Origin of the sequence: Enhygromyxa salina, from assembly GCF_000737335.2 — a bacterium.
GTDB classification, from domain to species: Bacteria; Myxococcota_A; Polyangia; order Nannocystales; family Nannocystaceae; genus Plesiocystis; species Plesiocystis salina_C.
Genome location: NZ_JMCC02000009.1, coordinates 69,185 through 92,061 on the forward strand (window position 1 = coordinate 69,185; position 22,877 = coordinate 92,061).

At 67.1% G+C, this 22,877-nt stretch carries 19 protein-coding genes; 8 read left to right on the forward strand and 11 right to left on the reverse strand.

Going from position 1 to position 22,877, the window contains the following annotated elements; genetic code table 11:
- Positions 1 to 39 precede the first annotated feature (39 nt).
- Positions 40 to 1,476, reverse strand: coding sequence for a DUF4215 domain-containing protein (locus DB30_RS41220; RefSeq protein ID WP_052546727.1), 1,437 nt, complete (start codon positions 1,474 to 1,476; stop codon positions 40 to 42).
- A 101-nt stretch (positions 1,477 to 1,577) separates the two neighbouring features.
- Between DB30_RS41220 and DB30_RS04495 the strand changes: the two genes are divergently transcribed.
- Positions 1,578 to 2,561, forward strand: coding sequence for a tetratricopeptide repeat protein (locus DB30_RS04495; protein WP_052546728.1), 984 nt, complete (start codon positions 1,578 to 1,580; stop codon positions 2,559 to 2,561).
- A 10-nt stretch (positions 2,562 to 2,571) separates the two neighbouring features.
- Here DB30_RS04495 and DB30_RS04500 read toward each other — a convergent pair whose 3' ends face one another.
- Complete coding sequence (locus DB30_RS04500) at positions 2,572 to 3,678, reverse strand: alpha/beta hydrolase family protein (protein WP_052546729.1); 1,107 nt, start codon at positions 3,676 to 3,678, stop codon at positions 2,572 to 2,574.
- A 58-nt stretch (positions 3,679 to 3,736) separates the two neighbouring features.
- Positions 3,737 to 4,720: an Rpn family recombination-promoting nuclease/putative transposase gene (locus DB30_RS04505; protein ID WP_146658033.1), complete on the reverse strand. Its 984-nt coding sequence runs from the start codon at positions 4,718 to 4,720 to the stop codon at positions 3,737 to 3,739.
- A gap of 232 nt (positions 4,721 to 4,952) precedes the next feature.
- Here DB30_RS04505 and DB30_RS04510 point away from each other — a divergent pair, with 232 nt between their 5' ends.
- On the forward strand, positions 4,953 to 5,612 hold the full coding sequence (locus DB30_RS04510) for a hypothetical protein (RefSeq protein WP_052546731.1): 660 nt from the start codon (positions 4,953 to 4,955) through the stop codon (positions 5,610 to 5,612).
- Positions 5,613 to 5,818: 206 nt separating this feature from the next.
- On the opposite strand, the gene DB30_RS04515 is transcribed toward DB30_RS04510, so the two are convergent.
- Positions 5,819 to 6,961 (reverse strand): hypothetical protein, encoded by a 1,143-nt coding sequence (locus tag DB30_RS04515; RefSeq protein ID WP_052546732.1) that lies wholly within the window; start codon positions 6,959 to 6,961, stop codon positions 5,819 to 5,821.
- A gap of 25 nt (positions 6,962 to 6,986) precedes the next feature.
- The gene (locus DB30_RS04520) at positions 6,987 to 8,336 is read right to left on the reverse strand and encodes an Ig-like domain-containing protein (protein ID WP_052546733.1); all 1,350 of its coding nucleotides are present in this window, start codon (positions 8,334 to 8,336) and stop codon (positions 6,987 to 6,989) included.
- A 186-nt stretch (positions 8,337 to 8,522) separates the two neighbouring features.
- Between DB30_RS04520 and DB30_RS04525 the strand changes: the two genes are divergently transcribed.
- Positions 8,523 to 10,214, forward strand: coding sequence for an NAD-dependent epimerase/dehydratase family protein (locus DB30_RS04525; RefSeq protein WP_052546734.1), 1,692 nt, complete (start codon positions 8,523 to 8,525; stop codon positions 10,212 to 10,214).
- Positions 10,215 to 10,515: 301 nt separating this feature from the next.
- On the opposite strand, the gene DB30_RS04530 is transcribed toward DB30_RS04525, so the two are convergent.
- Positions 10,516 to 11,055: a hypothetical protein gene (locus tag DB30_RS04530; protein ID WP_052546735.1), complete on the reverse strand. Its 540-nt coding sequence runs from the start codon at positions 11,053 to 11,055 to the stop codon at positions 10,516 to 10,518.
- A 66-nt stretch (positions 11,056 to 11,121) separates the two neighbouring features.
- Entirely contained in the window at positions 11,122 to 11,781 is a 660-nt protein-coding gene (locus DB30_RS04535) for a sterol desaturase family protein (RefSeq protein WP_052546736.1), read from the reverse strand.
- 289 nt (positions 11,782 to 12,070) lie between these two features.
- Here DB30_RS04535 and DB30_RS04540 point away from each other — a divergent pair, with 289 nt between their 5' ends.
- Both DB30_RS04540 and DB30_RS04545 read left to right on the forward strand, forming a co-directional pair.
- Entirely contained in the window at positions 12,071 to 14,878 is a 2,808-nt protein-coding gene (locus DB30_RS04540; protein ID WP_052546737.1) for a serine/threonine-protein kinase, read from the forward strand.
- Positions 14,879 to 14,910: 32 nt separating this feature from the next.
- Positions 14,911 to 15,099 (forward strand): hypothetical protein, encoded by a 189-nt coding sequence (locus DB30_RS04545; protein WP_146658035.1) that lies wholly within the window; start codon positions 14,911 to 14,913, stop codon positions 15,097 to 15,099.
- Positions 15,100 to 15,163: 64 nt separating this feature from the next.
- Here DB30_RS04545 and DB30_RS04550 read toward each other — a convergent pair whose 3' ends face one another.
- A complete protein-coding gene (locus DB30_RS04550; protein WP_052546739.1) occupies positions 15,164 to 15,916 on the reverse strand; it encodes a hypothetical protein in 753 nt (250 codons plus the stop codon).
- Positions 15,917 to 16,034: 118 nt separating this feature from the next.
- Here DB30_RS04550 and DB30_RS04555 point away from each other — a divergent pair, with 118 nt between their 5' ends.
- The 3 genes from DB30_RS04555 (at position 16,035) to DB30_RS04565 (ending at position 19,918) form a co-directional block, all read left to right on the forward strand.
- Positions 16,035 to 17,150: a hypothetical protein gene (locus DB30_RS04555; protein ID WP_052546740.1), complete on the forward strand. Its 1,116-nt coding sequence runs from the start codon at positions 16,035 to 16,037 to the stop codon at positions 17,148 to 17,150.
- A gap of 100 nt (positions 17,151 to 17,250) precedes the next feature.
- The gene (locus DB30_RS04560) at positions 17,251 to 17,994 is read left to right on the forward strand and encodes a hypothetical protein (protein WP_052546741.1); all 744 of its coding nucleotides are present in this window, start codon (positions 17,251 to 17,253) and stop codon (positions 17,992 to 17,994) included.
- 55 nt (positions 17,995 to 18,049) lie between these two features.
- On the forward strand, positions 18,050 to 19,918 hold the full coding sequence (locus tag DB30_RS04565; RefSeq protein ID WP_052546742.1) for a hypothetical protein: 1,869 nt from the start codon (positions 18,050 to 18,052) through the stop codon (positions 19,916 to 19,918).
- 48 nt (positions 19,919 to 19,966) lie between these two features.
- Here the strand turns inward: DB30_RS04565 and lpxA are convergent, their stop codons facing one another.
- From lpxA to DB30_RS04580, 3 genes are read right to left on the reverse strand one after another with little or no spacing between them, the layout of a single operon-like run.
- The gene (gene lpxA, locus DB30_RS04570) at positions 19,967 to 20,755 is read right to left on the reverse strand and encodes an acyl-ACP--UDP-N-acetylglucosamine O-acyltransferase (RefSeq protein WP_052546743.1); all 789 of its coding nucleotides are present in this window, start codon (positions 20,753 to 20,755) and stop codon (positions 19,967 to 19,969) included.
- Between the two features lie 9 nt (positions 20,756 to 20,764).
- Positions 20,765 to 21,655, reverse strand: coding sequence for a Gfo/Idh/MocA family protein (locus tag DB30_RS04575; protein ID WP_052546744.1), 891 nt, complete (start codon positions 21,653 to 21,655; stop codon positions 20,765 to 20,767).
- Positions 21,652 to 22,743 (reverse strand): DegT/DnrJ/EryC1/StrS family aminotransferase, encoded by a 1,092-nt coding sequence (locus tag DB30_RS04580; RefSeq protein WP_146658036.1) that lies wholly within the window; start codon positions 22,741 to 22,743, stop codon positions 21,652 to 21,654. The genes DB30_RS04575 and DB30_RS04580 overlap by 4 nt, the downstream gene beginning before the upstream one ends.
- Between the last annotated feature and the right edge of the window lie 134 nt (positions 22,744 to 22,877).

Here is a 22,877-nt window from a genome sequence, read left to right on the forward strand (position 1 = left end):
CCAGATGGGCGCGCGTTAGGTCTGGTCAGGGCAGCGGGGTCAGGGCATGAAGAAGCCGGTCCAGAGGGTCGTGGCGTTGCCTTGGCCGGCGGTCTCGATGCCGGTCAGCCCAAACCCTGCCGAGCTGTAGCCGGCCGCGTCGATCGTGAGCGAGGGCGGGATCAGGTTGCCGTCGTCGACCATGTGCGAGCTGCGGCAGACGATATCGCCCGCGCCGTCGACCTTGGCGACCCACGCCTCGCCCCAGTCGATGCCCTCGCCAGGCTCTTCGTTGCCGAACACCCCGCCGATGCCAAGGTTGCCGTCAGCGTCGATGCCGAGCCCACGGATCGCCCACTCGTCACCGACGACGATCCAGTCTTGCTCGGTCTTGACCCACGCCTCGGTGCCGCCCTCGAACTTGTAGAGCCACCCGCGGTACGGGAAGTTGTTCTTCTCGAACGCGAAGTAGACGTTGTCGCCGTCGACCGCGACGTCGACCGGCTCGTAGGTTTGGTTGCCGCCGGCCTGCGGTTGGGTCGTTGACTGCAGGGCGCCGCTGCCAACGAACTCGAGCAGGGTCGCCTCTTGGGTGTTGAAGTCAACGTGCTCGCGGGCGGTGACCCAGATCGTGCCGTTGGCTGCGACCGCGACCTGACCCGAGCGGTCCGTCGAGAAGTTGCCGTCGCCGGTGCCCGACCACGTGGTGGTCCAGACTTCTTCGCCGCTGTCGGCCATGGCCTTGCGGATCCAGACGTCGTCGTCGCCGGTCGCCACGCGCGAGCGGCCGACCACGATGATGCCGCCGGTCGGGTCCACGGCGATGCCGGTGGCGAGGTCGTCGGCGTCCTCCATCACCATCATCGGGCCCTGGACCAGCTGGGTCCAGGTCGCGTCTCCGGTCGCGCCGTCGAGCGCGGCGTACCACAGGTCGTCGTCGTCGGCGCCCTGCATCCACCCCGCGACATAGACCTCGCCACCCGCACCCAGGGCGATCGCTGCAGCCGCGTCGTTGCCGAATTCGCTGTCGAAACTCTGCGTCCACGCGACGGTGCCGTCGGGGTTCCACTTGGCGACCCACGCGTCGTTGTCGGCGTTGATCGTGATACCGGCCGCGTAGATGCTGCCGTCGGCGCCAAGCGCTACGTCAAAGCCGCCAGCGTTGGAGTTGGGGACTGCCTCGCTCGCGGTCCAGACCAAGCCACACGCGCTGACGGTGCAGGTCGACGAGCAGCCGTCGCCGTCGTCGGTGTTGCCGTCGTCACAGGCCTCGCCAGCGTCGACGACTCCGTCACCGCAGATCGGGCCGGTGTCGCCGTCGCCGTCACCGTCTCCATCACCATCGCCGTCGCCGTCGCCATCGCCGTCACCATCGCCGTCGCCGTCGCCGGTCTCGGTCGCGGTCGTGTCGGCCGGGACGTCGTCACTTGGGCAACCAGCCAAGAGCAGGGCGCCGAAGCTCAGCGCAAAAGGTAAGCGATGTAGCGGGAGATTCATGTCGGGAGTTTCCCCACCGATACGTGTGCGGTCAAGGATCGCGGCGCTTTGGTCCGCGGCGGGTGCTTCGGGGGCGGGACCAACGATGTTAGTTTCGGAGCGTGCGCCGCTTCGTCCCGCTGGTGTCGTTCACGATCACCGCTGCCTCGATCTGCACGGTGTTGGTGATCTCGAGGTCAGCCGACGCGAGGGTGCTCGGGTTCGCCGGTCCCGCCCAGGGGAAAGCCGAAGATCCGGCGCTGGCAGAGGTGCGGGCGCTGTACAAGCAGGGCGAGATCAAGTTCCAGACCGCCGAGTACGAAGCGGCGCTGGACTTGTGGATCCGCGCGTTCGCCAGCTTGCCAGACGGCGAACAGACCCGAAGCATCCGGCACGCGCTCGTCTACAACATCGCGGGGGCCCACAGTCGGGCGTACGAGGTCAACCGGGATCCCGCGCACCTTCGCAAGGCCAAGATCCTGCTCGAGAACTACCGAGCGGATCATCGCGCGCTCTACGGTGACGAGCCCGAGGCGATCTCGGAGCGGGCTGACGTCGACGATCGCATCGCCGAGCTCGACACGATGATCGCCGCGTCCGAGGCCGCGGGGGAGACCTCGCCGGTCGCCGCCGAGGGCGACGCCAACCCAGACCCCAACGTCATCGCGCCGGTGCCCCCGGTCGGACCCAACCCCGCGAGTCCGCAGCAGCAGTGGGAGGCCGAGCTCGAGGCCGACCCCACGCTTGGTCCGATGTGGGCGCAAGGCCAAAAGCGGCTCGTGGGCGGGGCGGTCTTGACCGGGATCGGTAGCGTGTTCGCAATCATCTCGATTGGTGCGTTCGTGATCGCGCCTTCGGCCGATGTGTTCGCGGGCGCGTTTTGGACGGGGGGGACCGTGACCGGCGTTATCGGGCTGGGCCTCCTGATCCCCGGGGGGGTGCTGATCGGCAAGGGCGCCTCGCAGCGGCGGCAGGTGCTCGATGTCAAGCCCAAGCCAATCGCGCGATTGGTCCCAATCATGCTATCGGGACAATCGGGACAACCGGGACAACCGGGACAACTGGGGCCCGAGGGCGTGGGCGTGGGCTATGCTCTGCGCTTTTGATGGGTCGCCGCTAACGACCACCCAACAGACCAATGTCCCGCAGGAACTGACCCACCTCGCGATGGTAGCGCTTGCGCTGGACCTGCCAGGCGTGACCGCCGGGGAAGCGAAAGTGACGGGGCCGATCCCAGTGCTCCCACAGCGCGCGAGTGTGGTCCGCCGTGACCAGCGTGTCGCCAAGTCCAGTGATGATCAATCGGCGGTCCCAGGCCACCTTGGGCCGGTGGGTCAGCGGTGAGTGCAGCGACCAAAAGTGGTGAAAGCGCGCGCGCGTCATACCTAGCGCCTCGGCTTGCGCACGCATGGGGTCACCGCCGCCGTGATCCCACAACAGATGCGCCATCGAGGCCGGCGGCATGACCGGAATCACAAAGTCCAAGCGCGCGTCGATCGAGGCCATGAGGGCCGAGGTGTAGCCGCCCAGCGAAGAGCCCATCATGCCGACCGGCGCGCTGTTGCGCTTCAGGATCAACGAGATCACCGTGCCCAGCTCGATCGCGGTCTGGATGAACGCTTCATTGGTGCGCACCAAGTCCGACGAGGGGTGCAGCTGCCCGCCCATGCGCGCCCCCGCCGGGGTTCGGCGCGCGTGAAAGGGCGCGAGGTAATAGTGGACGTCGAGCCCGAGCCCGTGAAACAAAGCGGGCACGTCATACTCGTGGCGGTGCATCCACCACGGGCCCGCGCCCCAGCCATGGGTGAGCAGGATCGACGCCGGCGCCGGATCGAGGTGTCGCCACGACCACAGGTGAGTCTGTGCGATCTCGGGGTAGGTCGCGTACTCGGGTTGGTACGCGGGATCGTAGGGCGTGTAGGGCGTGTCGAAGCTCAGGTGCTCATCGATTCCGACCTCTCGGCCGCGAGCGAGCAGCGGCTGGCGCTGAACCACCCGAGGCTTGGGGAGCACGAGCGGGGGCGCGAGCACGCGCTGGGGGTCGGCGAGCAGCGCTGGATCGACATAGCGCTGCAACCGGGTCACGAGCTGCTCGAACTGCGCGGGGGCCAGCGCCGGCTGGTTGGCGATGAACAGCCGACGCAGGACCGCGAGCAGGATCTTATCGGCCCCGCGAGTTGCCAGGGCGACGAGCTTCTCTGGCATCGCCGGGGGGGCGTGCATGCTCGCGACTGGCAGGTTTTCGTGCTGGGTGGGCCGACTGTGTGGGGCCGCCCGCCGCTCAATCGGCAAACACAGCCTCGAGGGTGTCTGCGCTGAGGATCCGTTCGATGTAGCGCTCGAGCTGCGCCTCCGAAGCGGCTTGGATCTGGGCCGCGTGGTCAGGCGGCAGCTCGCCGAACTTCAGGGTCAGGAGCTTGCCGAGCACGCCGATGCGGCCTTCGAGTCGGCCCTTCTCCATGCCTTCTTGACGGCCCTTCTTCATGCCCTCTTGTCGTAGCTCTTCAGCGATCGTCATGGCGATTTCCTCGGCTTCGGGGATCTGTTCGTGGATTTTCGCACGAAAGGTTGCGAAGTGCATGCCCCCCGCGACCAGGGCAATGTAGCGCAACAGCTGCGCGACGGCCTGCGTCCCGTCCGGTGCGCGCAGCGCCTCCCGGAACTCACAGATCCAGTGTTTGAGCTCGTGCAGCAGCCGCGCGGAGTTTCGACTGTCACGCAGCACCCACAGCGCCAACTTGGGAAACGCAGCCAACGCCCACCCACGCAGGTCTTCGTTGCTGAGGTCAGACAGATCTTCGACGAGCAGCGTGAAGCTGGGCACCAACGGTCCCAACCCGGGTATCGAGTCGGGATGCGGGGTGAACAGCTCGCCAAACGAGACAGGCGCGGTCCAACCTTCAGGTGCGTGGGAGATGACGGCGGGAATGATGAGCGGGAGCGGGGCCTTGTCTCGGCGGTGTCGCTCGTGAATGTTGACGAGGTACCGAAGCATGCGCAGCGGCATGAACGGGTCGTTGGTGCTCTGATGTTCGAGCAACAAGTACAGCAGCACGCGGGTGTCGTTGAATCGGGCAGAGAACAGCAGGTCGGTGTGGCTGTCACGGAGCGCTGGATCAATGAACGAGCCGCGCTCGCGCGCGAGCGTGTGCCATTGGATCTGGGCGCAGAGCTGTGGGGGAATGACCTGGCGAAGCAGGCCAGCAGCGTGCTTGGGTGTATCGAAGGCGGCCTTGAACAGCGCATCGTGGGGTCGTCGTGTCATGGTGATGATCTCCTCAGTGGACGTCTCTACTAGCACTCGGGTCGAGGGGGCCCTGCGGGTGTGGGCGTGACGGGGTGATCGAAACCTGCGTCAGCGGCCTCGTACGGCAGATCCAAATTCCCTCGCGGGCGCGCGCGATTCGCAGGTGGCCGAGATCCGGGCCACACGACGACCCCAGGAATCCCCAAGGTTTTGGGGTGCACTCGGCACCAAGTTGGGCGAGAGTCGTGGCATGACGCGGTTCTGGTCTCTCCACGCTTCGGCGTTCGCCCTCGTGTTCGCGCTGGGCTGCAGCCCTGCAACCTACAGCGAGGCGAACACCAGCGTCGCGGACGAGAGCACCACCGCCGCCGAGAGTGGAACAGGAGGCGACACCCAGGCCGAGGGCGGCGACAACTCGGCGGACGGCAGCTGCGTGGTCGGGTCTGACGGGTGTCCGTGCACACCCGGAGGCGGCTGCGATCCCGGCTTGATGTGCGAAGCCGGTGTGTGCGGCGGCTGCGTGATCGGGTCGGAGGGCTGCGCGTGCACCAGCGGTGGTGGCTGCGATCCCGGGCTCATGTGTGACGCTGGTGTGTGCCTACCGGGCGCGAGCACGGGCGACGGTGACCCCACGACGGGAGACGGAGACGGAGACGGGGACGGGGACGGAGACGCCGATCCGCTGGTGTGCGTGATGCTGCAGAACGGCTGCGACATTGCGGATCCCCAGCTGTGCGTGTGTGAGGGCTGCACCAATAACGGGCAGTGCACGCAGGACGAGGACTGCGTGTGCCCCGACTGCACGAACCAGGACTATTGCGTGGGCCAAGCGTGCACCAACAACGGGGAGTGCAGCCCCTACTACGAAGGCTGCAGCTGCTCGGACTGCGCCGACCATTCTTTTTGCTAGTACCATCAAATTCACTGCGGCAGGGTACTCGTCCCTGGGACGCACTTCGTGCGTCCCAGGGACACAGGAAATGCGTTCAGAGCCCCCTTCAAGGGGGCCACACATACGGATGCGAACAAACGGCCCCGAGGAGCGAAGCGACCAGACGCGCGAGCGGCTGCAGTCGGCGAAGTCCAAGGTCTATGTGGGGGTCATTGCTAGCCCTGCTAGCCGACGGGGGGAATCTCGTCGCACTTGGCCGCGATCGCATCCGCGAGCGTGTTTGCGAGCAGCGTGTTCATCTCGTCGGCCGCCTGCGCCGCCGGGAGGTTGTCGTCGGGCAGCGGGGCGACCTGCGCTGGCTCGCTCATACCCTCCAGAAAGTCGTCGAGCGGGAGGTTGCCTTGGGCGTTGCAAGCGGACTCGAGCAGGAACCCGCCACCGATCACGCACTCGAGCCCACCGCAGCCGCTCTTGGCGGCCGCGACCTTGTCGAGCATGGCCTGGCCCCCCGACACGCCGTTGATCATGAGCGGGGTCTGGTCGGGCTCGTCGGTCATGAAGAACACGACCAGCACCGCGCCCTCGTCTCGCACGAAGCCAGCGTTGGTCGCGTTGTTGGCCGGGTCGAACGCCCAGCCGGCGGGCGCCGTCGACATCTCGATGTTGGATCCGCCGGTCCCGATCGCGGCGGCGTCGGAGAACCAGGTCTTCAATGCGGCGGTCTGGGCCGCGTCGCCAACGTTGAAGCCAAAGTAGTTCTGGCCGCCGCCGGGATCGAACAGGCGGCCCTGCGCGCCGTTCTTGCCCGTGTTCTGGATGTCGGGCGTGACGTAAAAATTATCGCTGGGCATCCCGTCGCCCGTGAACGTGCACATGCCGTTGCTGATGCTGGTGGTGCCTGACCCGGCGTAGCCCATCTCGGAGCTGGTCACCGCGACGTGGACGTTGGTGCCCTCGGGCAGCTCGGCGGCGAGGGTGTCGGCGAACTGCGGGAACGCGAGGCCGAGCGCGGCCTGGTAGCCGCCCATCGACACGGAATTGTCGATCACGAACAGCAGATCGACGAAGTCGCAGCTCTCGTCCCCGGGGCCATCGTCGACGCCAGTGTCGGCTGGGAGCACATCGAGCTTGACGCCGTCGCCATCGCCATCGCCATCGCCGGCGGGATCGCCATCTCCGTCGCCGTCGCCGGGACCACTATCCCCGTCACCGTCGCCGCTGCTGCTGCCAGACTCGAGGGAGGTGCTGATACCCGTGTCGATATCGGAGCTGGTTGAGAACGGATTGGCGCCGCCGTTGTCCGGCGAGCAGCCGATCAGCGCGACAACAGTCAGGGGGATGACGACGAGATGCGAGGATTCGAACATGAGTATTACCCTGTAATTGAGATTGCTACTGACGCCGACGCAGCAACGGCAAGCCGAGCAGGGTCAGCAACATGAGCGCGGGCGCCCTGGTTGGGAGCCCATCACTGGCGCAGGCGCAGCCGCTGTCGGAGTCGTCGAGCCCAAAGCCTGGCGGGAGCCCGCCGGAGTCTTCTCCGCCCGATTCACCGCCGGAGTCGCTGCCGGAGTCACCCCCGGAGTCACCGCCCGAGTCGGCGCCGCCATCACCTGGCATGCCGCCTTGTTCGACGAGGATCCCGATCACGGGGCTCATCGCGGAGTTGTCCCATTCGTCGGCGGCGATGCAGTAGATCTCGTAGCTGCCCTCGGGGATGTTGGTGACCTCCCACGCGAACGGCGGCGCGGCCTTGGTCCCGCCCATCTGCGCGCCGTCGATCCACAGCTGCACCGACGCGAGGTCCTGGTTGTCGTTGGCCTCGCAGGTGATCGTGAAGCTGGCCCCAATTTCGAAGGTGTCGCCGTCGTAGGGGTAGCTGACCACGACGTTGGGCGCTTCGGTGTCCGGGTCGTTGGCGCCGAACATACCCAGCAGCTCTTGATAGGAATTTTGCTGACCCGCGCTGCAGAACTGCTGGTGCTGGGGGTTGCACTGGATCGGCTGACCCTGGCCGCTGACCAGCGTGATGCAGGTGTCGGTGAAGCTCGGGTTCCCGCCCTGGTTGTACGGGTTCATGATGTCCGAGCTGCTGCTGACGTGCTCGAGCCCGTAGGCGTGCGCGACCTCTTGGCTGATCGTCGTGGCCTGGGTGTTGGCGCCAAACTGGCCGAGCTGGCTGGCGCTGTGGAACGCAAACACCACGTTGCTGGGCATCTGGTCGTTGCAGTCGAGCGGGGCGATACCCAGCACGCCGTTGCCAAACGGGTGGTTGGCTGGCCCGGTCAAGCACATGGTGTAGGTGCCGCTCACCGGCCGCGACTCGGTGACCACGACGTTGAACGGCGCCCAGTCCTGCTTGGTCGCGTCCATGATCGACTGGCGCTGCGCCGCGGTCCCGCCCCAGGATGGGTAATTGCCCGAGAAACCGTACTGGCAGGCGATCCACGATGAGTTCGCGACCGCATCATCGTTGCCATTGCAGATGATGTTGGTGCCGTCCATGTTGACATAGACGTACTCGGGATCGGCCGTTGGCGTGGGTGGGGGACCGCCGCCATTGACGATCATGCCCTCGGGGATCGGGACCGACAGCCGGGTGAATTCGTGCGCTTCGACCTCGCCCGCAGGTGGGCTCGCGGCCGCGTCTTCGGAGACCAACAACATGAGCCCGAGCGCGCCGGTGACCACGGTGGCGGACAGCGCCGCGACTCCGAGCTGACGTTGGATTTGGCTAGACATGATCCGCGACGCTCCAGACCGAAGAGCTTCTACAAACCCAAGCGCCTCGCGGGGAGCAAGACGCGCGAACCCAGCCTGAATACCAGTTGGAAGCTGCGAAAAGCAACACCGATGACCGCCGGAGCGGTTGGGGCCCTGGATCCGCCGACACGATCGTGCTCCATGGCCCCTGTATTTCGTCGTTCAATGAGCTCGACCATCGTCCATGATGCGGTGAGCATGCATGAAGCGCGAACAAGCCGCTCGGTGGTCGCCGTCGCGGGTGGAACAGGCTTCATCGGTCGTCACGTGGTCGCGCGCTTGCTCGCTGCTGGCCACGCGGTGGTGGTGCTCGCCCGCGCCCCTCATGGGTTACCCAAGAGCATCGCGGGTGCTCGGCTGCGCGCGGCGGATCTGTCAACGGGCGTGGACCCACAGCTGCTCGATGGATGCGAGGTGCTCGTCAACCTGGTCGGCATCAAGCGCGAGAGCTCCGGTCGCGCCAAGAATAAAGGCGCTCCCGGGTGGAGCTGGGAGCGAGCCCACGTGCAGCTCCCCGAACAGCTGGCCGAGGCGGCTCGACTCGCCGGCTTGACCCGGATGATCCACGTGTCGGTGGCGGGCAGCGATCCCGCGGGCCCGAGCGCGGGTGCGTATCTCGAGACCAAGGCGCGGGGCGAGCAGCGCCTCCGCGCGCGCGCGGACGGGCCCGCGATCACGATCCTTCGACCGGGCGTGGTCTATGGGCAGGGCGACGACATGCTGCGCAACCTCGCCGACTCGATCCGCGCCGCCCCTGTGTTTCCGGCCCCGCGCGGCGGTCGGTCCTTGGTCCAGCCGATCGCGGTCGAGGATGTCGCCGAAGCGGTGCTGCGCTGCGTCGAGCGGCCGGTGGCGAGCGGGCGTGACTATGATCTGGTCGGCCCCGAGCGGCTCGAGCTGCGCGAGCTCGTGGGTCGCGTGGCGAGCTCTTCGGTGGTCGCCCGCCGCTGCGCGGTCGTGTCTGCGCCAGCGGTGCTGCAGCGCGTCGCAGCGTTCGCGCTCGAGCGCGTGTCTGCCGATCCGCTGATCACCCGGTCGCAGCTCGATCTGCTCGCGGTGGGGGTCGTCGGCGACCCGGAGCCGGCCTGGGTCGACCTCGGTCTCGAGCCGCGCGCCCTCGATGAAGCCGCGATCACCCACGCGCTCGCAGGGTTTGAACCGCGGCTGCCGAGCGTCCGCCTGGTCCCCGATCCAGCCGCCGCGGCGAGCCTGAGCGAGCTGGCCGGCAGCCGGATCCCAAGTTGGAAGCTCGCGTGCTTCGCCGCGCTCGCGGTCGCCAGTCTGCTCGCCGGACCGTGGCTCCCAGGATCGATCTGGACGCGAATGGCCGGTCTCGAGCTGGTGTTGTCAGTGCTGGCGCTGGCCCTGCTGCGCCTGCGCTGGGCACCCCTGTGGCGCCCAAGCGCGGCCGCGCTGGCGTGGGGCGTTGGCGCGGGCCTGGTGATGTGGGCCGGCGCGTTTGGGGTCGCGGCCGCGCTCAGGTCACTCGCCCCCGAGCTCTGGTCCGAGACCACCACGATCTACGCATGGTCGGACCAGCTCACCCTCCCGCTCCCGCTCGCGCTCTCGTTGCTCGCCATGATCGTCGCCGGCGAAGAGGTCGTGTGGCGCGGTGCGCTTGGCATCACGCTGGCAAGCCGCCAAGCGCCATGGCTTGGCCCATGGTCAGCCGTGCTGCTCTCATCCGCCCTATTCACGATCGCCCACCTCACCACGGGCCCCCCAGTATTGGCGATCGCAGCAGCCCTAGCCGGCGGCGCCTGGACCTGGCTAGCGATCCGCACCCGCACCCTGTTCGCCCCATTCATCGCCCACCTGGGCTGGGACGCATCGATGCTTTATTTGACCCCCACATAGACCTTAGACTTCGCCGACTGCAGCCGCTGGCGCGGCTGGTCGCTTCGCTCCTCGGGGCCGTTTGTTCGCAGCTGCATGTGTGGCCCCCTGGAAGGGGGCTCGCGTCGCCTCGGCGGAGGCTGGGGTTGTAATTGACCCCAGCACATGCCTTCGCACTTCGCCGACTATCGCCGCCCAATGTCCGCCGAAGCCACGCGAGCCCCCTTTTAGGGGGCCACACATGCGCCAGCGAACAAACGGCCCCGCCAGCGGCTGCAGTCGGCGAAGTCTAAGGTCTCTGTGGGGGTCTATAGAACCGGGGTCATTCAGACAGATGGCAGCTGAGGCAGCCGAACTCGCCCTTGCCGGTGGTCACATCCGTCTCTTCGCCGAGCAGCTCCGCCATCTGCGGGAGCACCGACGAGACCATGAACTTGGTCATCTCTTCGTCGAGATCCATCCCCGACTGGATCGGGTTGTCGGGGTTGAGGGGCGTGAGGTCGTTCGGCATCTTGAAGTCGACCTCTTTGTAGTCTGCGCCGTGGCAGTTGGCGCACTTGAAGGTGTCGAAGCCCTGGGCCTTGAACGACTCTTTCATGGCCGGCAGCACTTTGGTGCCCATGAAGGTCATGCGAGCGTCACGGTCCATCTCGGCCCAGGTCGCGGGGGCCTTCTCCGCTGGCTCGACCGCGCCGCCGTCGTCGCCGCCGCCGTCGTCGGCCGCGACGCCGCTGGTCGTCGACGGATCATCAGTGGCAGGCTTGCTCTTGTCGCAGCCGCTCAGACTGGTCATGCCGAAGCCCGCGCTCAGCAGCAGGCAAAGAGAGATCGTGAGGCTCGAGGGGAGGTTTCGCGTACGCATGGTCGAGATCGCCGACCCACTGGCTACCACAAAAGCTGCGCCTTGCGCGAGCCTGCGTGCAGTCGGCTACCGCTCCCAGGTTCCAAACAGCCAATCGCCCAGCGGGAACGCGAAATTAAAGTTGGCCCGACGCATCTTGCAAGGGTCGTGGTGAAGCCCGTGGTGCGAGCGGGCGAAGCGGACGGGCGGCAGCCGGCCGAGCAGGCTGTCCTTCGGCATGTGCGCGCTCAGGTGTAGCCACTCGTAGACCAGGTAGTAGAGCACGATCGCGGCGTACATCAGCAGGGCGGCGTCGCGGCCAAGCAGCCAATAGGTAGCGAGCGCCATCGGCACGCCGATCATGCCGACGAAGAACAGCGACATCCAAGCGGGAAATAGCGTCACGTGAAAGTCGCGGTGGCTGTCGACAGCCATGAGCTCGCTCGAGAAGAACCGGTGGTGCTGGCTGGTGTGACGGCGGTACAGCCGCCCAAGCCCGACGCTGAGGTGGTGCATGGGCCCGCGGTGGACCCCGTACTCGACGAGGTTGGCGATCACCCAGGTGATCGGAATGATCGCCAGCTCGGCCCAGCCCAGGCTGACGATCATCGACACCGCGACGCAGATCGCGGTAATGCAGATCGCGGTCATCGTCGCGAGGTGGCGCCAGCCGTGATAGCCCGCGCGGATCGACTCTGCGCGGTAGTCGTCTCGATATGCGCGGACGCGGTCGGGAGTGAGGGCCACGAACGCAACCTAACATGCGCTGTTGCCGGGGCCCCGCGCAAACTGGCACTCGTTGGGACACTGTGGCGCTCGGCGGGGAATTTCGACCCACCGGTTTGGCGCGCCCGCGGACGATGTGAGCTGGGCACCACTCAAAGCTGCGTTCACTGCTAGCCAGCGTTCTTGCTGCGCTGAGGCGGGCGAGTGGCTCCCCTCGAAATTCGAAATCGCGGTTCCTCGAAATTTCCATGACGATCTCTGTCCTTTCGAACACTACCTGTGGGCGCGGGCGGATGCCCGGCGTCAGCTGATGATCGCGTCGCCTTCACAAGAGCTGGACACCAGCCACCTGGAAACCGAGACCCTCGCAGGCAGCCACGAGACCCCCGAAGGCAGCGACGACACCATCCCCAGCATTCGTCTGTGTGGTGAGAGCGCAGGTTCAACGGTGGCGGCGGGCTCGATGATCGGCCGCTACAGGATCCGCGAGCGGCTCGGGGCAGGCGGCATGGGCGAGGTGTTCTCGGCCCACGACCTCGAGCTCGATCGCGTCGTCGCGCTGAAGCTGATAAACCAACACGGCGGCGCCAGCACCCGCGGCACGTCTGGCCGCGAGTGCGAGCGGCTCCGGCTCGAGGCGCAGTCGCTCGCGCGTCTGTCCCACCCCAATGTCGTCCACGTATACGAGGTTGGCAGCCACGAAGGCCGGACCTTCCTGGCGATGGAGCTGATCAACGGGCCAACCCTCGCCGACTGGGAGCCCGACTCCCTCGCCGAGATCGTCTCTGTCTACGCCCAGGCGGGCAGCGGGCTCGCGGCCGCCCACGCCGCCGGACTGGCGCACCGCGACTTCAAGCCAAGCAACGTGTTGATCGGCGCCGAGGGCCGGGTCCGGGTCGTTGACTTTGGACTCGCCGTCCCCAAACAAATGATCATCGAGGCCGCGCCAACGCTCGGCGACGAGAGCAACGAAGACGGCCGCGCCGCCTCGGCCAGCCTCGCGGGTCCAGGCACGCTGCCTTACATGGCGCCGGAGCAGGCCTTCATGGGCACGGGCGGGGCGCTGGCGGATCAGTTCAGCTTCTGTGTCTCGCTGTTCGAGGCGCTCTACGGCGCGCGGCCGTTCCCGGCCAAGGGTGTGATGGAGCTGCTCTACAAGCTCGACACCTGCACGGTCGAGTTCCCGGCGGAGCCACCCAAGTTTGCCGTGCCCCGGTGGCTGAAGCGCTTGTTGTTGCGTGGGCTCTCGCGCCGTCCAGAGCAACGCTTTGACACCATGGACGCGCTGGTGACGGAGCTGAGCCGCGATCGCCAGCGGCTGTGGCGTCGCGTCGGGTTCGCGGGGGCCGTCGCGGGCATCACCGCGCTCACCGTGCTGGCTGGCTCGGCGGCGCTGCAACCCGACGCGCCCGCGCAGCTGCCGGAGCCAGTGCTCGACGGGGTCTGGGATGCCCAGCGGCGGGCCGAGCTGTCCCAGGCGTTTGCTTCGCTCGCGCAGCCCGGTGACAGCGAGCTCGCCCAACCAGCGGCGCCAACATGGGCCGCGGGCAGCGAGGCCACGGTGGTCGCCGAGCTCGATGACTGGTCGCAGCACTGGCTCAGCGAGGCCCGCGACGGTGAGCGTCTGCAAGATCCTGCGACCCGCGACGCGGTCCGGGCCTGTCTCGCCGGCCAGCGCGAGCAAGTGAACTTCACGATCAACGCGCTGCTCACCGGTGACTCGGTGCTGCTCGAGGGCGCCGTCGCGGCCGTCGACGCGCTGCCGGAGCCCTCGCGCTGCGACGCCAAGCATGCGGCTGCGTTCGCCAGCGCAGACGCCGAGCTGATGCTGCCTGCGCTCCAAGAGCTGGCCCAAGCTGCCGCCCAGCGCGGACTGGGTCACGTCGAGCAGGCCCGGGTTGGCGCCGACGCGGTGTTGCGTCAGGCCCAGGCCCACGGGTGGGCGAGCGTCGAGCTCGCGGCGCTGCGCCAGCGCGGGCTCGCAGAGATCGACGCGGGTCGCCGCGCCGCTGGGCTCGCGGATCTTCAGCGAGCCCGCGAGCTGGCGATCCGCACGGGCGACCACCGCACCGAGGCCGAGCTGTGGGTCGAGCTGGTCTGGGCCGGGCGCAACCTCGACAACCTCGAGCTGCGTCGGGATCGGCTGGACACCGCGCGCGCTCACGTAGATGCGCTGCTGAGCGCCAGCGACTCGAGCGAGGCCAATCGGCGCGCGCAGCTGTTGCAGGCGACGGTGCGGCTGAGCGCAGCCTTGGATCACATGGACACCGGCGAAGCGGCGCTGGCCGAGCCGTTGTTGCTCGAGGGCCTGCGCCAGCTCGACGGCGTCGACGCTGGCGACTCCATCCTCGCGATCGATCACCTTCACGTGCTCGCGCTCGCCCGCGCCCAAGCTGGCCTGTTCGAGCAGGCCGACTACGACTATCGCCGCGCGCTCGCCCGGGCCGAGCGGGTTCGCGGGCAAGACCACCCAAGCAACGCGCGGATCTGGCATGACGCCGGGGCGCTGGCGCACGAGCGCGGTGAGCTCGAGCTCGCCCGCGAGCGCTTGGTGCGGGCCCGCAACATCCGGGCCGCCGCGCTGCGCGTCGATCACCCCGAGCTCGCCCGCAGCGAGCTCGGCCTGGCCTCACTCGAGTTCGTGGCCCAGCGCTACGAGGTCGCCAAGGACCACGCCCAGCAGGCGCTGCGCTCGCTCGAGCAAGCGACCGGAGACCGCGACGCGCTGCCCGAGACCCTGCGCTTGCTCGGTCAGCTCGAGGCTCGGGAGTCCCGCTGGGAAGCGGCCGTGGGCTACTACGAGCGCTCGCTCGCGCTCATGCCCACGCCCGGGATCCAGCGTTCGCTCGTCGAGCTCGAGCTTGGCAAGTCGCTCGCCGCGCTTGGCCAGCACCAGCGCGCGCTGCCCTTGATCGACGCCGCGCTGCCGCCGATCGCCGCGCGGCTCGGCCCGGCGCACTGCCATCAAATGGTCCGCAGCTACGAGCGCCACGCCGAGTCTTCGCTGAACTTGGGCCTGCCCGCCCAGGCGATCGCCAGCCTCGAGAGCGGGCTGGCTTGCGCAAAAGATCCCAGCACCCGCGCGCGGCTCGAGGCTGAGCTGCAGCGGCTTCACTGACAACCGTAACGCCGACTCACACAAGAGACATCATGCCAAACACGACCACGTCCACCAGCACCGATCCCCGCGACACCAGCACGAGCAGCAGCACGTCCACGACGTCCACGACGTCCACGACGCCGACCAGCCGCGTCACCTCTGGCACCACCTCGACCCGCGGGGATGACGACGACGACCCCAACGGCGGGATCGTCATCATCGGCCGCGGCGGCCCCTGAGGGTTGCGGTGATTCGCACCTGACGGGTCTTGTCGCTTCGCTTTGCTTCGGGCCTCGACTGGGTTCACGCCCGCGGGAGGGCCCGGCGCAACGCGTCACGCTCGAGCGTTGGAAACGCGTGCTCGCACCACAGCGCCCGGTAGCCGTCCTCGCCGAAGCGGGCGAGCACGTCGTCGAGGCACGCGAGCACGGCCGCGCCCAATTCCATCGCGGTGCAGTCGACGCTCAGCAACGGCTCACCGTCTTCGTCGCGTCCGCGGCCGGACGCCGCGAACAGCGAGATCGTCAGGCTGACCCGCTCGCCCACGCGGCGGGCGACCCAGCGGTACGCGCCGGGCTCCTCTTCGAAGCTGCCGCGCGCGATCGGGTCTCCGCGCAGGATCATGTTGGCGAGGGCTCCCAGATCGCCAAGCGCGTCGCCAATGTATGACGCCGACAGGTCGATTGCGCCCTGGGCGCTCGCCACCACCGCTGACGCCCAACCCGCGCCGGTCGGATAGAACCCGATCATCACGGCTCGCTGGCGATCCCGTTCGTCGAACAGCGCGTCGAGGTGATCGCTCAAGCGGGCGTCGTGGTCCGGTATCGGCCACACGCGGGTGTGGATGTGTTCGCTCGCGGGGATCCGTGCGAGCGCGTGGTAGCGCTGACGGATCTCCGCCAAATCGAGGTGGCGAGCGTCGACCTCGAGGTCCACGTCGACCCACCAGCGCTGACGCGCCCGGGTTGGGTTCAGCGTCGCGCCGTGATGTTCGGCGAAGCGTGCCCCGTCGTCGGCCGAGACGAAGGGAAGCGAGACGCGGAGGTAGGAGCGCATGTCGGCGGCTACGATACCCGGGTGGGCTTGGCCACGTGGGGCGCCGAGCTCCCGTGCGACCGAGATGGGCCCGCAGGTTTGGGCGCGCTTGCCACGGCTCCCGACTAGGTGACATCCTATGCCTGTGCTCGGGCGCGCGTCGATCGGGGGTCATTCGGCTCGGCTGCTTGGCCTCGTGCCTTGGCTGCTGCTCGGCTGCACCCGCGGCCTGCCAGCGTTCACGGACGACGGCGGCTCGGACGAGAGCCCCGATCTCGACCCCTACCCGTACGCGACCCAGGGCGGGAGCAGCGAGGACTCGAGCAGCAGCGACACGGACACGGAGACCGAGACCGAGACCGAGACCGAGACCGGTTGGGTCCTCGACTTCCCCCCCGAGAACAACTGCGATCCGCTCATCCAGGATTGCCCGCCCGACCAGGGCTGCTACTGGGAGAACGAGTTCGAAGGGTTTGGCTGCCGCGCGCTCGGCAACGAGGCGGGGTTCGGCGAGGCCTGCATCGATCCCGGCTTCGACTGCTTGGCGGGTCTGTGGTGCGTCCCGGAGTCGAACTATTTCGGAGGCTGCTCGGGCGGACCGGGCTGCTGTAGCCCGCTCTGCAACCTCGAGTTCGGTGAGGGGGCCTGCGGGGCGCCAGAGTTCGCCTGCATGGACCTCGGAGTTTCGTTCACGCCGAACGTGGGCGTCTGCGTGGGCGCGACGGAGTTCGTGCCGGGGGATCTGCAGATCGTCGAGATCTTCGCGGATCCGCCAGGGGTCACGATCTCCGAGATGCCCTACGAGTTCGTCGAGATCCTCAACATGTCCGACAAGCAGCTCGACCTCGGGCTGCTTTGGTTCGGCGACTACATCAACCAAAGCGCCGACAGCATTCAAGATAATTTCGAGGTGGTCGGGGGCGACGGCGGCTGCGTTCAGGCCAGCCAGACCTGCCTGGCGCCGGGTCGGCGGGCGTTGTTCGTTGGCAACGGCTACGTTGGGCCAACCGGTGGGGCGCTGGTGATCAGCTCGCACACGGCGCACATCTTCGGCGCGCTGTTGCAGCCGTTCACCCGGATCAAGCTGTACGAATTGGGCGCCAACGGCGAGTCGTTGATCAGCACCTATCGCTCGTGGAACGACCCGGAGATCGGTCCGTGGCCCGTCGATGAGCAGCCGATCCACCGGATTGATCCGGCGGGCCCCGATATCCCCGACAACTGGGTCTCAGGTCCTGCTACACCTGGCTTTTGAGGCGCTCGAGACCTGGCGGTTGGGCGACATGCTCGCCGCGCCCAGCGAGGCCCACGGGGGTGCTCGATCCCCCGCTCGCCTCAACTTGCACTGACCCAAGATGATGATTGAATCGGCTGCTCCTGGCAAACAGGCATTCTATCAGCTGTGCGAGCTGGTGAACTACGAGGATCCTGCTCCGATGTGGTCGAGGATCTGTGAGTGGAGCCAGGTGTTGACGCTCGCCCAACCTACGTTGCCGCCTCGCATCGTCGAGCTAGGCAGCGGGTTGTCGTTCAAGATAATCTTCGCGCTGCAGATCCTAGGCTACTCGCAAGAGCTCGAGACCATTGATCTGGACATCGCCAGTCTGAGCGCACAGGCTCAGGTGCATCGCTACCTCGAGCCAGGCTTCTCCATCAAGCTGTCTGCCCAAGATGTCACAACCAGGCAGTTTGCTGGCGACTCATGCCTGGTAGTCGGAAATCATTTTGTCGATGACTTCATCGCCAACCAGTTTCCCATACCAGCCTTCCCTCGAGCGAAGGCGTACTCCGATCCGGAAATGCACAGGCGCTACTGGTTGCAGCTCGCTTCGCTTGGCGCAGGGCGCATCGCACATCACTTGGCTTCCATACTATTGGCCCGCTGCGATGCGCCGCTCCTGCTAAATAACTACATCTCCAGGTTTGAGGGTACGCACGGGCTAGAGGAGAAGGTGACCTTCGTCAACAGTGTCATGGCCAAGTTGGCAGATCTGCTCACCAAGTCAGGTCACCACACGCAGCTGTTGTCTCGCAAGAATGACGTGTGGCTCTACAAAAAGCGGTGCATGGCTCAGGAGTGTCGCCATGCCGGCAAGTAGCGGTTCGAAGCAGCCTCTGGCTCGGCTGGCCGATCCCAAGCACACTCCCGCCGCGGTGCAGCGCTTGGGCGAGCGGGTGTTTGTCACGATCAAGCTGCGTCGAATACCTCTGGGCGAGATCGAGCTGGCCTTCTTCAACAGGGATATCGCAGCGAGGCTCGGGTATGAGTGTCTGGAGGGCTTCGAGGCGATGGAGCCGCTGGCGTGTGAGGCTTTTGGCCTCGAGGTCGACGAGCGCGGCTCACACTTGGCATGGGTTGATCGGCAGGAAGATCCCCTGGGCATTGCCATGAGCGGCAACCAAGGGTCAGGGAGGGCCGCCTATGTCGGGCGAAGCATCAACTTGAAGGGGATTGGCCGAACGCCGCTCGCCTTGGCGCCACGCGACTCCGACCACGGACACGGATACGTCGACATCGTCGACGCGGCCTGGGAGTGTGTCGCAAGCGACCTGTTCTACTTCGACTCCAGCTTTGGTACATCACCAACTCTGGCCCTGCTCAGGCGAAGGCAGCCGCGCTGGATCACTACCGAGTATGAATCTGCGGAGGTCGAGACGGCGATCGTGGCTCGCGTAGATAACGGCGCTCTCGACCGGCCGACCCACTTGTTTGTGCCGGGGGCCGAGTTGCGAGCGTCGCTGCTCGACATGACGCGCGCCTTCGCTCGGCAAGAGGCCGAGAAATTCACGCTGGGAGTCGTTCATGGCGCCTTCTCGGCGGGCAATATATCCGTTCACGGGCATATCTTGGACATGGACACCGTGCGCAGTGTGCTGGGGCGACACCCGCAGTATTCGCGCACCGCTCGGTACACATCCAACAGCTTTGGGTTGGAGTGGAGGGGCGCTCTGAGGATCTTGGAGAGCCTCGCTGCCAGCGAGCGAAACAACCCGGACAAGCTGAGCATAGAGGTAATCTCGAGCGTGTTTCATCGTGAGTACGAACTCACCTTGGCGAAGACGTCGTTGTTGTCATTCGGTGTTCCCAAACAAAATATCGAGCGTGTCGTCGCCATCTGCCCGGACGACGTTCAATTTCTCGTGTCCGAGTTCAAGGCCCTGGCCCAGCTGGCCTTTCCGGATCTCAGCGCTCTGTTCACTGGGTGGGTAGGGGCGCCCAGGGTCGAGGTCTTCGACTTCTCGCACTTCCTCCGGCACTATCATCGGCTACGCCAAGCCGCGCTGGATGTGGAAGCGAGGGTCATGGGGGGGCTGAAATTGCTTCGTCGGTCAGAGCCTCGGTTTGAGGTCGTTGGCAACGCTCGGATGTCCAAAGAAGTCGAGGATCATGTTCGCCAGCGGCACATGGTCGAGGACTTCAGCCAACTCGTGGCCCTCGAGCAGCGCGCGCGCGCGTTCATCCTCCGGTTTGATGGCTTCTGCTCCAAAGTAGAGAGGGCGAGCTTGCTCGACTCCGAATCTGTCATCGATCGAACATACGTCATCAATGAAGAGCGGTTCTACTCGAGCGGCTACGGCCAGTGGTGGGTCGAGAACCTCCTAGAAGCCAGGCGCCAAGGGGACTTGGGCAAGGAGAACCTCAATCGGTGCATAGAGGCCATGACGCGAGCCAATCGGCGGCTGTCGGGGAACCAGCGCTACGGCTTGGGCACGACCACTGACATGAGGGTGTTCAAGCAGGGGGTCGTCGGGAGGCTGGTGAGCGGCGCCGGCAAGTACTGCTATTTTCACGAGCCCTTCGCGGAGAACCTCGAGCCCACTGCCATTCGAGTGAACGGGTCTGCGCTGCGGCTGAGCGGGAAGGTGTCAAGTGACGGTCGAGTGTGGGTTTCCGAGCAGCTGAGTATGATGGACATGCCCGAACAGGCGCAGTTCGAGTTGCTGTGTGGCGCGACGCCGATTGCTCTCGAGGACTACTACAATACACAGCCGAGCATCCCCTTTGCGTTGGTTCCTGCTTGACCGGCGGGCGCGCTGATGACCGTGCTCGAGGACGTGGTTGGCTTCCCGTCAGCCCTGGGTCTTGGTCCGCGGCCCCACGAAGCGGTACAGCCCCCGCCGGGAGTCCGCCGCGAGCCAGGCTTGAAGGTAGCGGAGCTCGGGGGTGTCGGGGAGGTCCTCGAGGGCCTCCCCGGACCGAAGGCGGCGGACGGCCTCGACAACGCTGCCCAGCCGCGCGCCGTCGATCCCCGCGCGGCGCAGGCCAAGGAGGTTGGTGCGGTAGTGAAGCGGTGGCTCGCCGGCGAGCAAGGTGTAGGGAAGGACGTCCCGGCGAATGGCGAGCAGGCCGGCGACCATGGCGTAGGCGCCGATCCGGCACCATTGATGCGCCATGCTGCCGCCGCCAATGAAGGCACGCGGGCCGACCTCGACGTGGCCGCCGAGCGTGACCCCAGTCGCGAGGATCACCCCGTCATCGAGATGGCAGTCGTGAGCGACGTGGCTGGTGGTCATCAGATAGCAGCGCGAGCCGATTCGGGTTGGGATGTCCTCGGAGGTAGCGAGCGAGACGTTCGAGCCCTCGCGAAACACATTTTGATCGCCGATCACCAGGCTGGTGGGGGTGCGCGGATCGAACTCGAGGTGCTGGGGGCGCGTGCCGAGCACAGCGTGCGAGGCCACGTAGTTGTTGCTGCCCATGCTCACTCCGCGCCGAATGACAGCGTGGTGCTCGACTACGCAGCCGTCGCCAAGGCTAACGCCGTCCTCGATGACCGCACCAAACCCGATCTCGACCCCCTCACCGAGACAGGCGGTCGCGGCCACGTACGCCCCCGGATGGATGCTCGTCGAAGCCATCGGTCGACTCTACTGCGCGCTCAGCTGCGCGGCGAAGCGCACGGCCTCGACCCCTGCCTCGAGCGTGACGAGCTCGGCCCGATCTTGATCCAGGACCGCGGCGCAGAAGCCTTCGAGCTCGCACCGCAGCGCGTCGAACTCTGGCTCGGCCCGGTAGATGACGCGGGGGACGGGGTCGTGCGCGGGCGTCAGCGATAGCTCGCGGGCGACCAGATCGGCGATCAGGTGGCCGCGCGCGCCGATGGCCTCGAGCCGGCGCTCGCGCTTGGCCGCGCTGCGATCGGCGACGAGCGACAAGCGCGTACCTTCGCGCAGCGCCCCCTCGGCGTGGACCTTGTCGCGGCTCGTATGCGTTGGCCGCAGCTGCGCGATTCCACTTCCCATCCAGGCCAGAAGATCGAGGTCGTGGAGCGCGAGATCGAGGCCGACGCTCAACTCCCAGCTGCGGGCTGGAGGTGGACCGCGGCGCAGCGCGATGAACTCGTGGAGCGGCGCGATCTGTGGCAGTGAGGCCGCGAGCGCGCGCGCGGCCGGGTTGAAGCGCTCGACGTGACCGACCCCCGCGACCAGGCCGGCTGTCCGAAACGTGGCCTCGATCTGCCTCGCCGCGCCCACGCTGGTTGCGAGCGGCTTTTCGAACAGGGCGTGGACGCCCGCGCTGGCGAGGGCGGTTGCGATGGCGACGTTTTGGCTCGGCGGCGTGGCGACGATCGCCGCGTCGATGCCTAGCCCCAGCAGCTCGTCGCAGCTAGCGACCCTTCTGAGGCCCGACACGGTCGCCCGAGGGTCAGGATCCGCGGCGGCGACGAGCTCGACCCCGGCGAGACCCATACACAGCCGCGCGTGCCTGCGACCGAAGTGCCCGAGCCCGATCACGCCGAGGCGCAGGCGAGCGCTCACTCGCGCGCTCCTCGACGGACCGCGGCGATCACCGTGTCGCGCTCGGCCTCGGCGAGGTCGTGACGCACGGGGAGCGAGACCACGCGCGCGGCCGCCCGCTCGGTGTGCGGCAGGCTGGGGCGTTCGCGGGCGAAGGCCGGCTGCATGTGGCAAGGCCGCGGATAGTAGAGCCCATAGCCGACGCTGGCGCGCTCGAGCGCGGCGAGCAGGCGTGGGCGATCGTCGACCTGGATCGTGTACTGGTGCTGGGCGTGGACTGCATCGGGGGCGCAGCGGGGATGCTCGACGACGCCCGCGAGCGCCTGGTCGTAGGCGCGAGCGTGGACCCGACGGGCTTCGTTGCGGGCTTCGAGCCCGCGCAGCTGCACGCGCCCGATCGCTGCAGCGATCTCACTCATGCGTGCGTTGGTGCCGACGCCGAGGTGCATGCCGACCTCGCGGGCGCCGTGGTTTCGCAGCATTCGCAAGCGCTCCGATAGCTCGGGATCGTTGGTGATCAGCATCCCGCCCTCGCCCGTGGTCACGGCCTTGGTTGCGTAGAAGGAGAACACGCCCGCGCTGCCCGTGGTCCCGACGTGGCGGCCCCGCCAGCGGGTGCCGAGGGCTTGGGCGGAGTCTTCGACGAGAGCGCAGCCGTGCTTGCTACACAGCGCAGCGAGGGCGTCGACGGGCGCCGGGTGACCATAGAGGTGGACGGCGATGATCGCCGCCGTCGCCGACGAGAGCAGGGGCGCGACCGTTGCCGCGCTCACGCACATCGTCACCGGATCGATGTCGGCGAAGACTGGGCGGGCTCCGACCATGCACACGGCGTTGGCCGTGGCGATGAAGGTGAACGAGGGCACGATCACCTCATCGCCGGGGCCGATCCCGAGCCCACGCAGGGCGAGCTCGAGCGCCGTGGTTCCGTTGTTTACCGCGATGCCGAAGCGAGCGCCGCAGTGGGCGGCGAACTCGGCCTCGAAGCTGCGCACCTCGGGCCCGGCGGCGAGCTGGCCCGCGCGTAGGACTTGCTCGACAGCCGCGACCTCCTCGTCTCCGAGGACAGGGTGCGACAGCGGAATTTGTGGTGAGTACAGCGGGCGCATCGCCACCAATTCAGAAACTGCGCTTCACACTTCCGACGCTATCACATTCGTGCCGAGACTGTCGCGCCGACGGTGCCAGAGCTGGCCGAATACGACCACCTGACTGGCCTGGATCAGAGCACGACCACGAGCGC

Coding starts and splice junctions, on each gene's coding strand:
- lpxA (WP_052546743.1), bottom strand. CDS start 20,755: ATGGCTTCGACGAGCATCCATCCGGGGGCGTACGTGGCCGCGACCGCC.
- DB30_RS04580 (WP_146658036.1), bottom strand. CDS start 22,743: ATGCGCCCGCTGTACTCACCACAAATTCCGCTGTCGCACCCTGTCCTC.
- DB30_RS41220 (WP_052546727.1), bottom strand. CDS start 1,476: ATGAATCTCCCGCTACATCGCTTACCTTTTGCGCTGAGCTTCGGCGCC.
- DB30_RS04510 (WP_052546731.1), top strand. CDS start 4,953: ATGACGCGGTTCTGGTCTCTCCACGCTTCGGCGTTCGCCCTCGTGTTC.
- DB30_RS04540 (WP_052546737.1), top strand. CDS start 12,071: ATGATCGCGTCGCCTTCACAAGAGCTGGACACCAGCCACCTGGAAACC.
- DB30_RS04545 (WP_146658035.1), top strand. CDS start 14,911: ATGCCAAACACGACCACGTCCACCAGCACCGATCCCCGCGACACCAGC.
- DB30_RS04515 (WP_052546732.1), bottom strand. CDS start 6,961: ATGTTCGAATCCTCGCATCTCGTCGTCATCCCCCTGACTGTTGTCGCG.
- DB30_RS04550 (WP_052546739.1), bottom strand. CDS start 15,916: ATGCGCTCCTACCTCCGCGTCTCGCTTCCCTTCGTCTCGGCCGACGAC.
- DB30_RS04505 (WP_146658033.1), bottom strand. CDS start 4,720: ATGACACGACGACCCCACGATGCGCTGTTCAAGGCCGCCTTCGATACA.
- DB30_RS04525 (WP_052546734.1), top strand. CDS start 8,523: ATGAGCTCGACCATCGTCCATGATGCGGTGAGCATGCATGAAGCGCGA.
- DB30_RS04520 (WP_052546733.1), bottom strand. CDS start 8,336: ATGTCTAGCCAAATCCAACGTCAGCTCGGAGTCGCGGCGCTGTCCGCC.
- DB30_RS04555 (WP_052546740.1), top strand. CDS start 16,035: ATGCCTGTGCTCGGGCGCGCGTCGATCGGGGGTCATTCGGCTCGGCTG.
- DB30_RS04500 (WP_052546729.1), bottom strand. CDS start 3,678: ATGCACGCCCCCCCGGCGATGCCAGAGAAGCTCGTCGCCCTGGCAACT.
- DB30_RS04530 (WP_052546735.1), bottom strand. CDS start 11,055: ATGCGTACGCGAAACCTCCCCTCGAGCCTCACGATCTCTCTTTGCCTG.
- DB30_RS04560 (WP_052546741.1), top strand. CDS start 17,251: ATGATGATTGAATCGGCTGCTCCTGGCAAACAGGCATTCTATCAGCTG.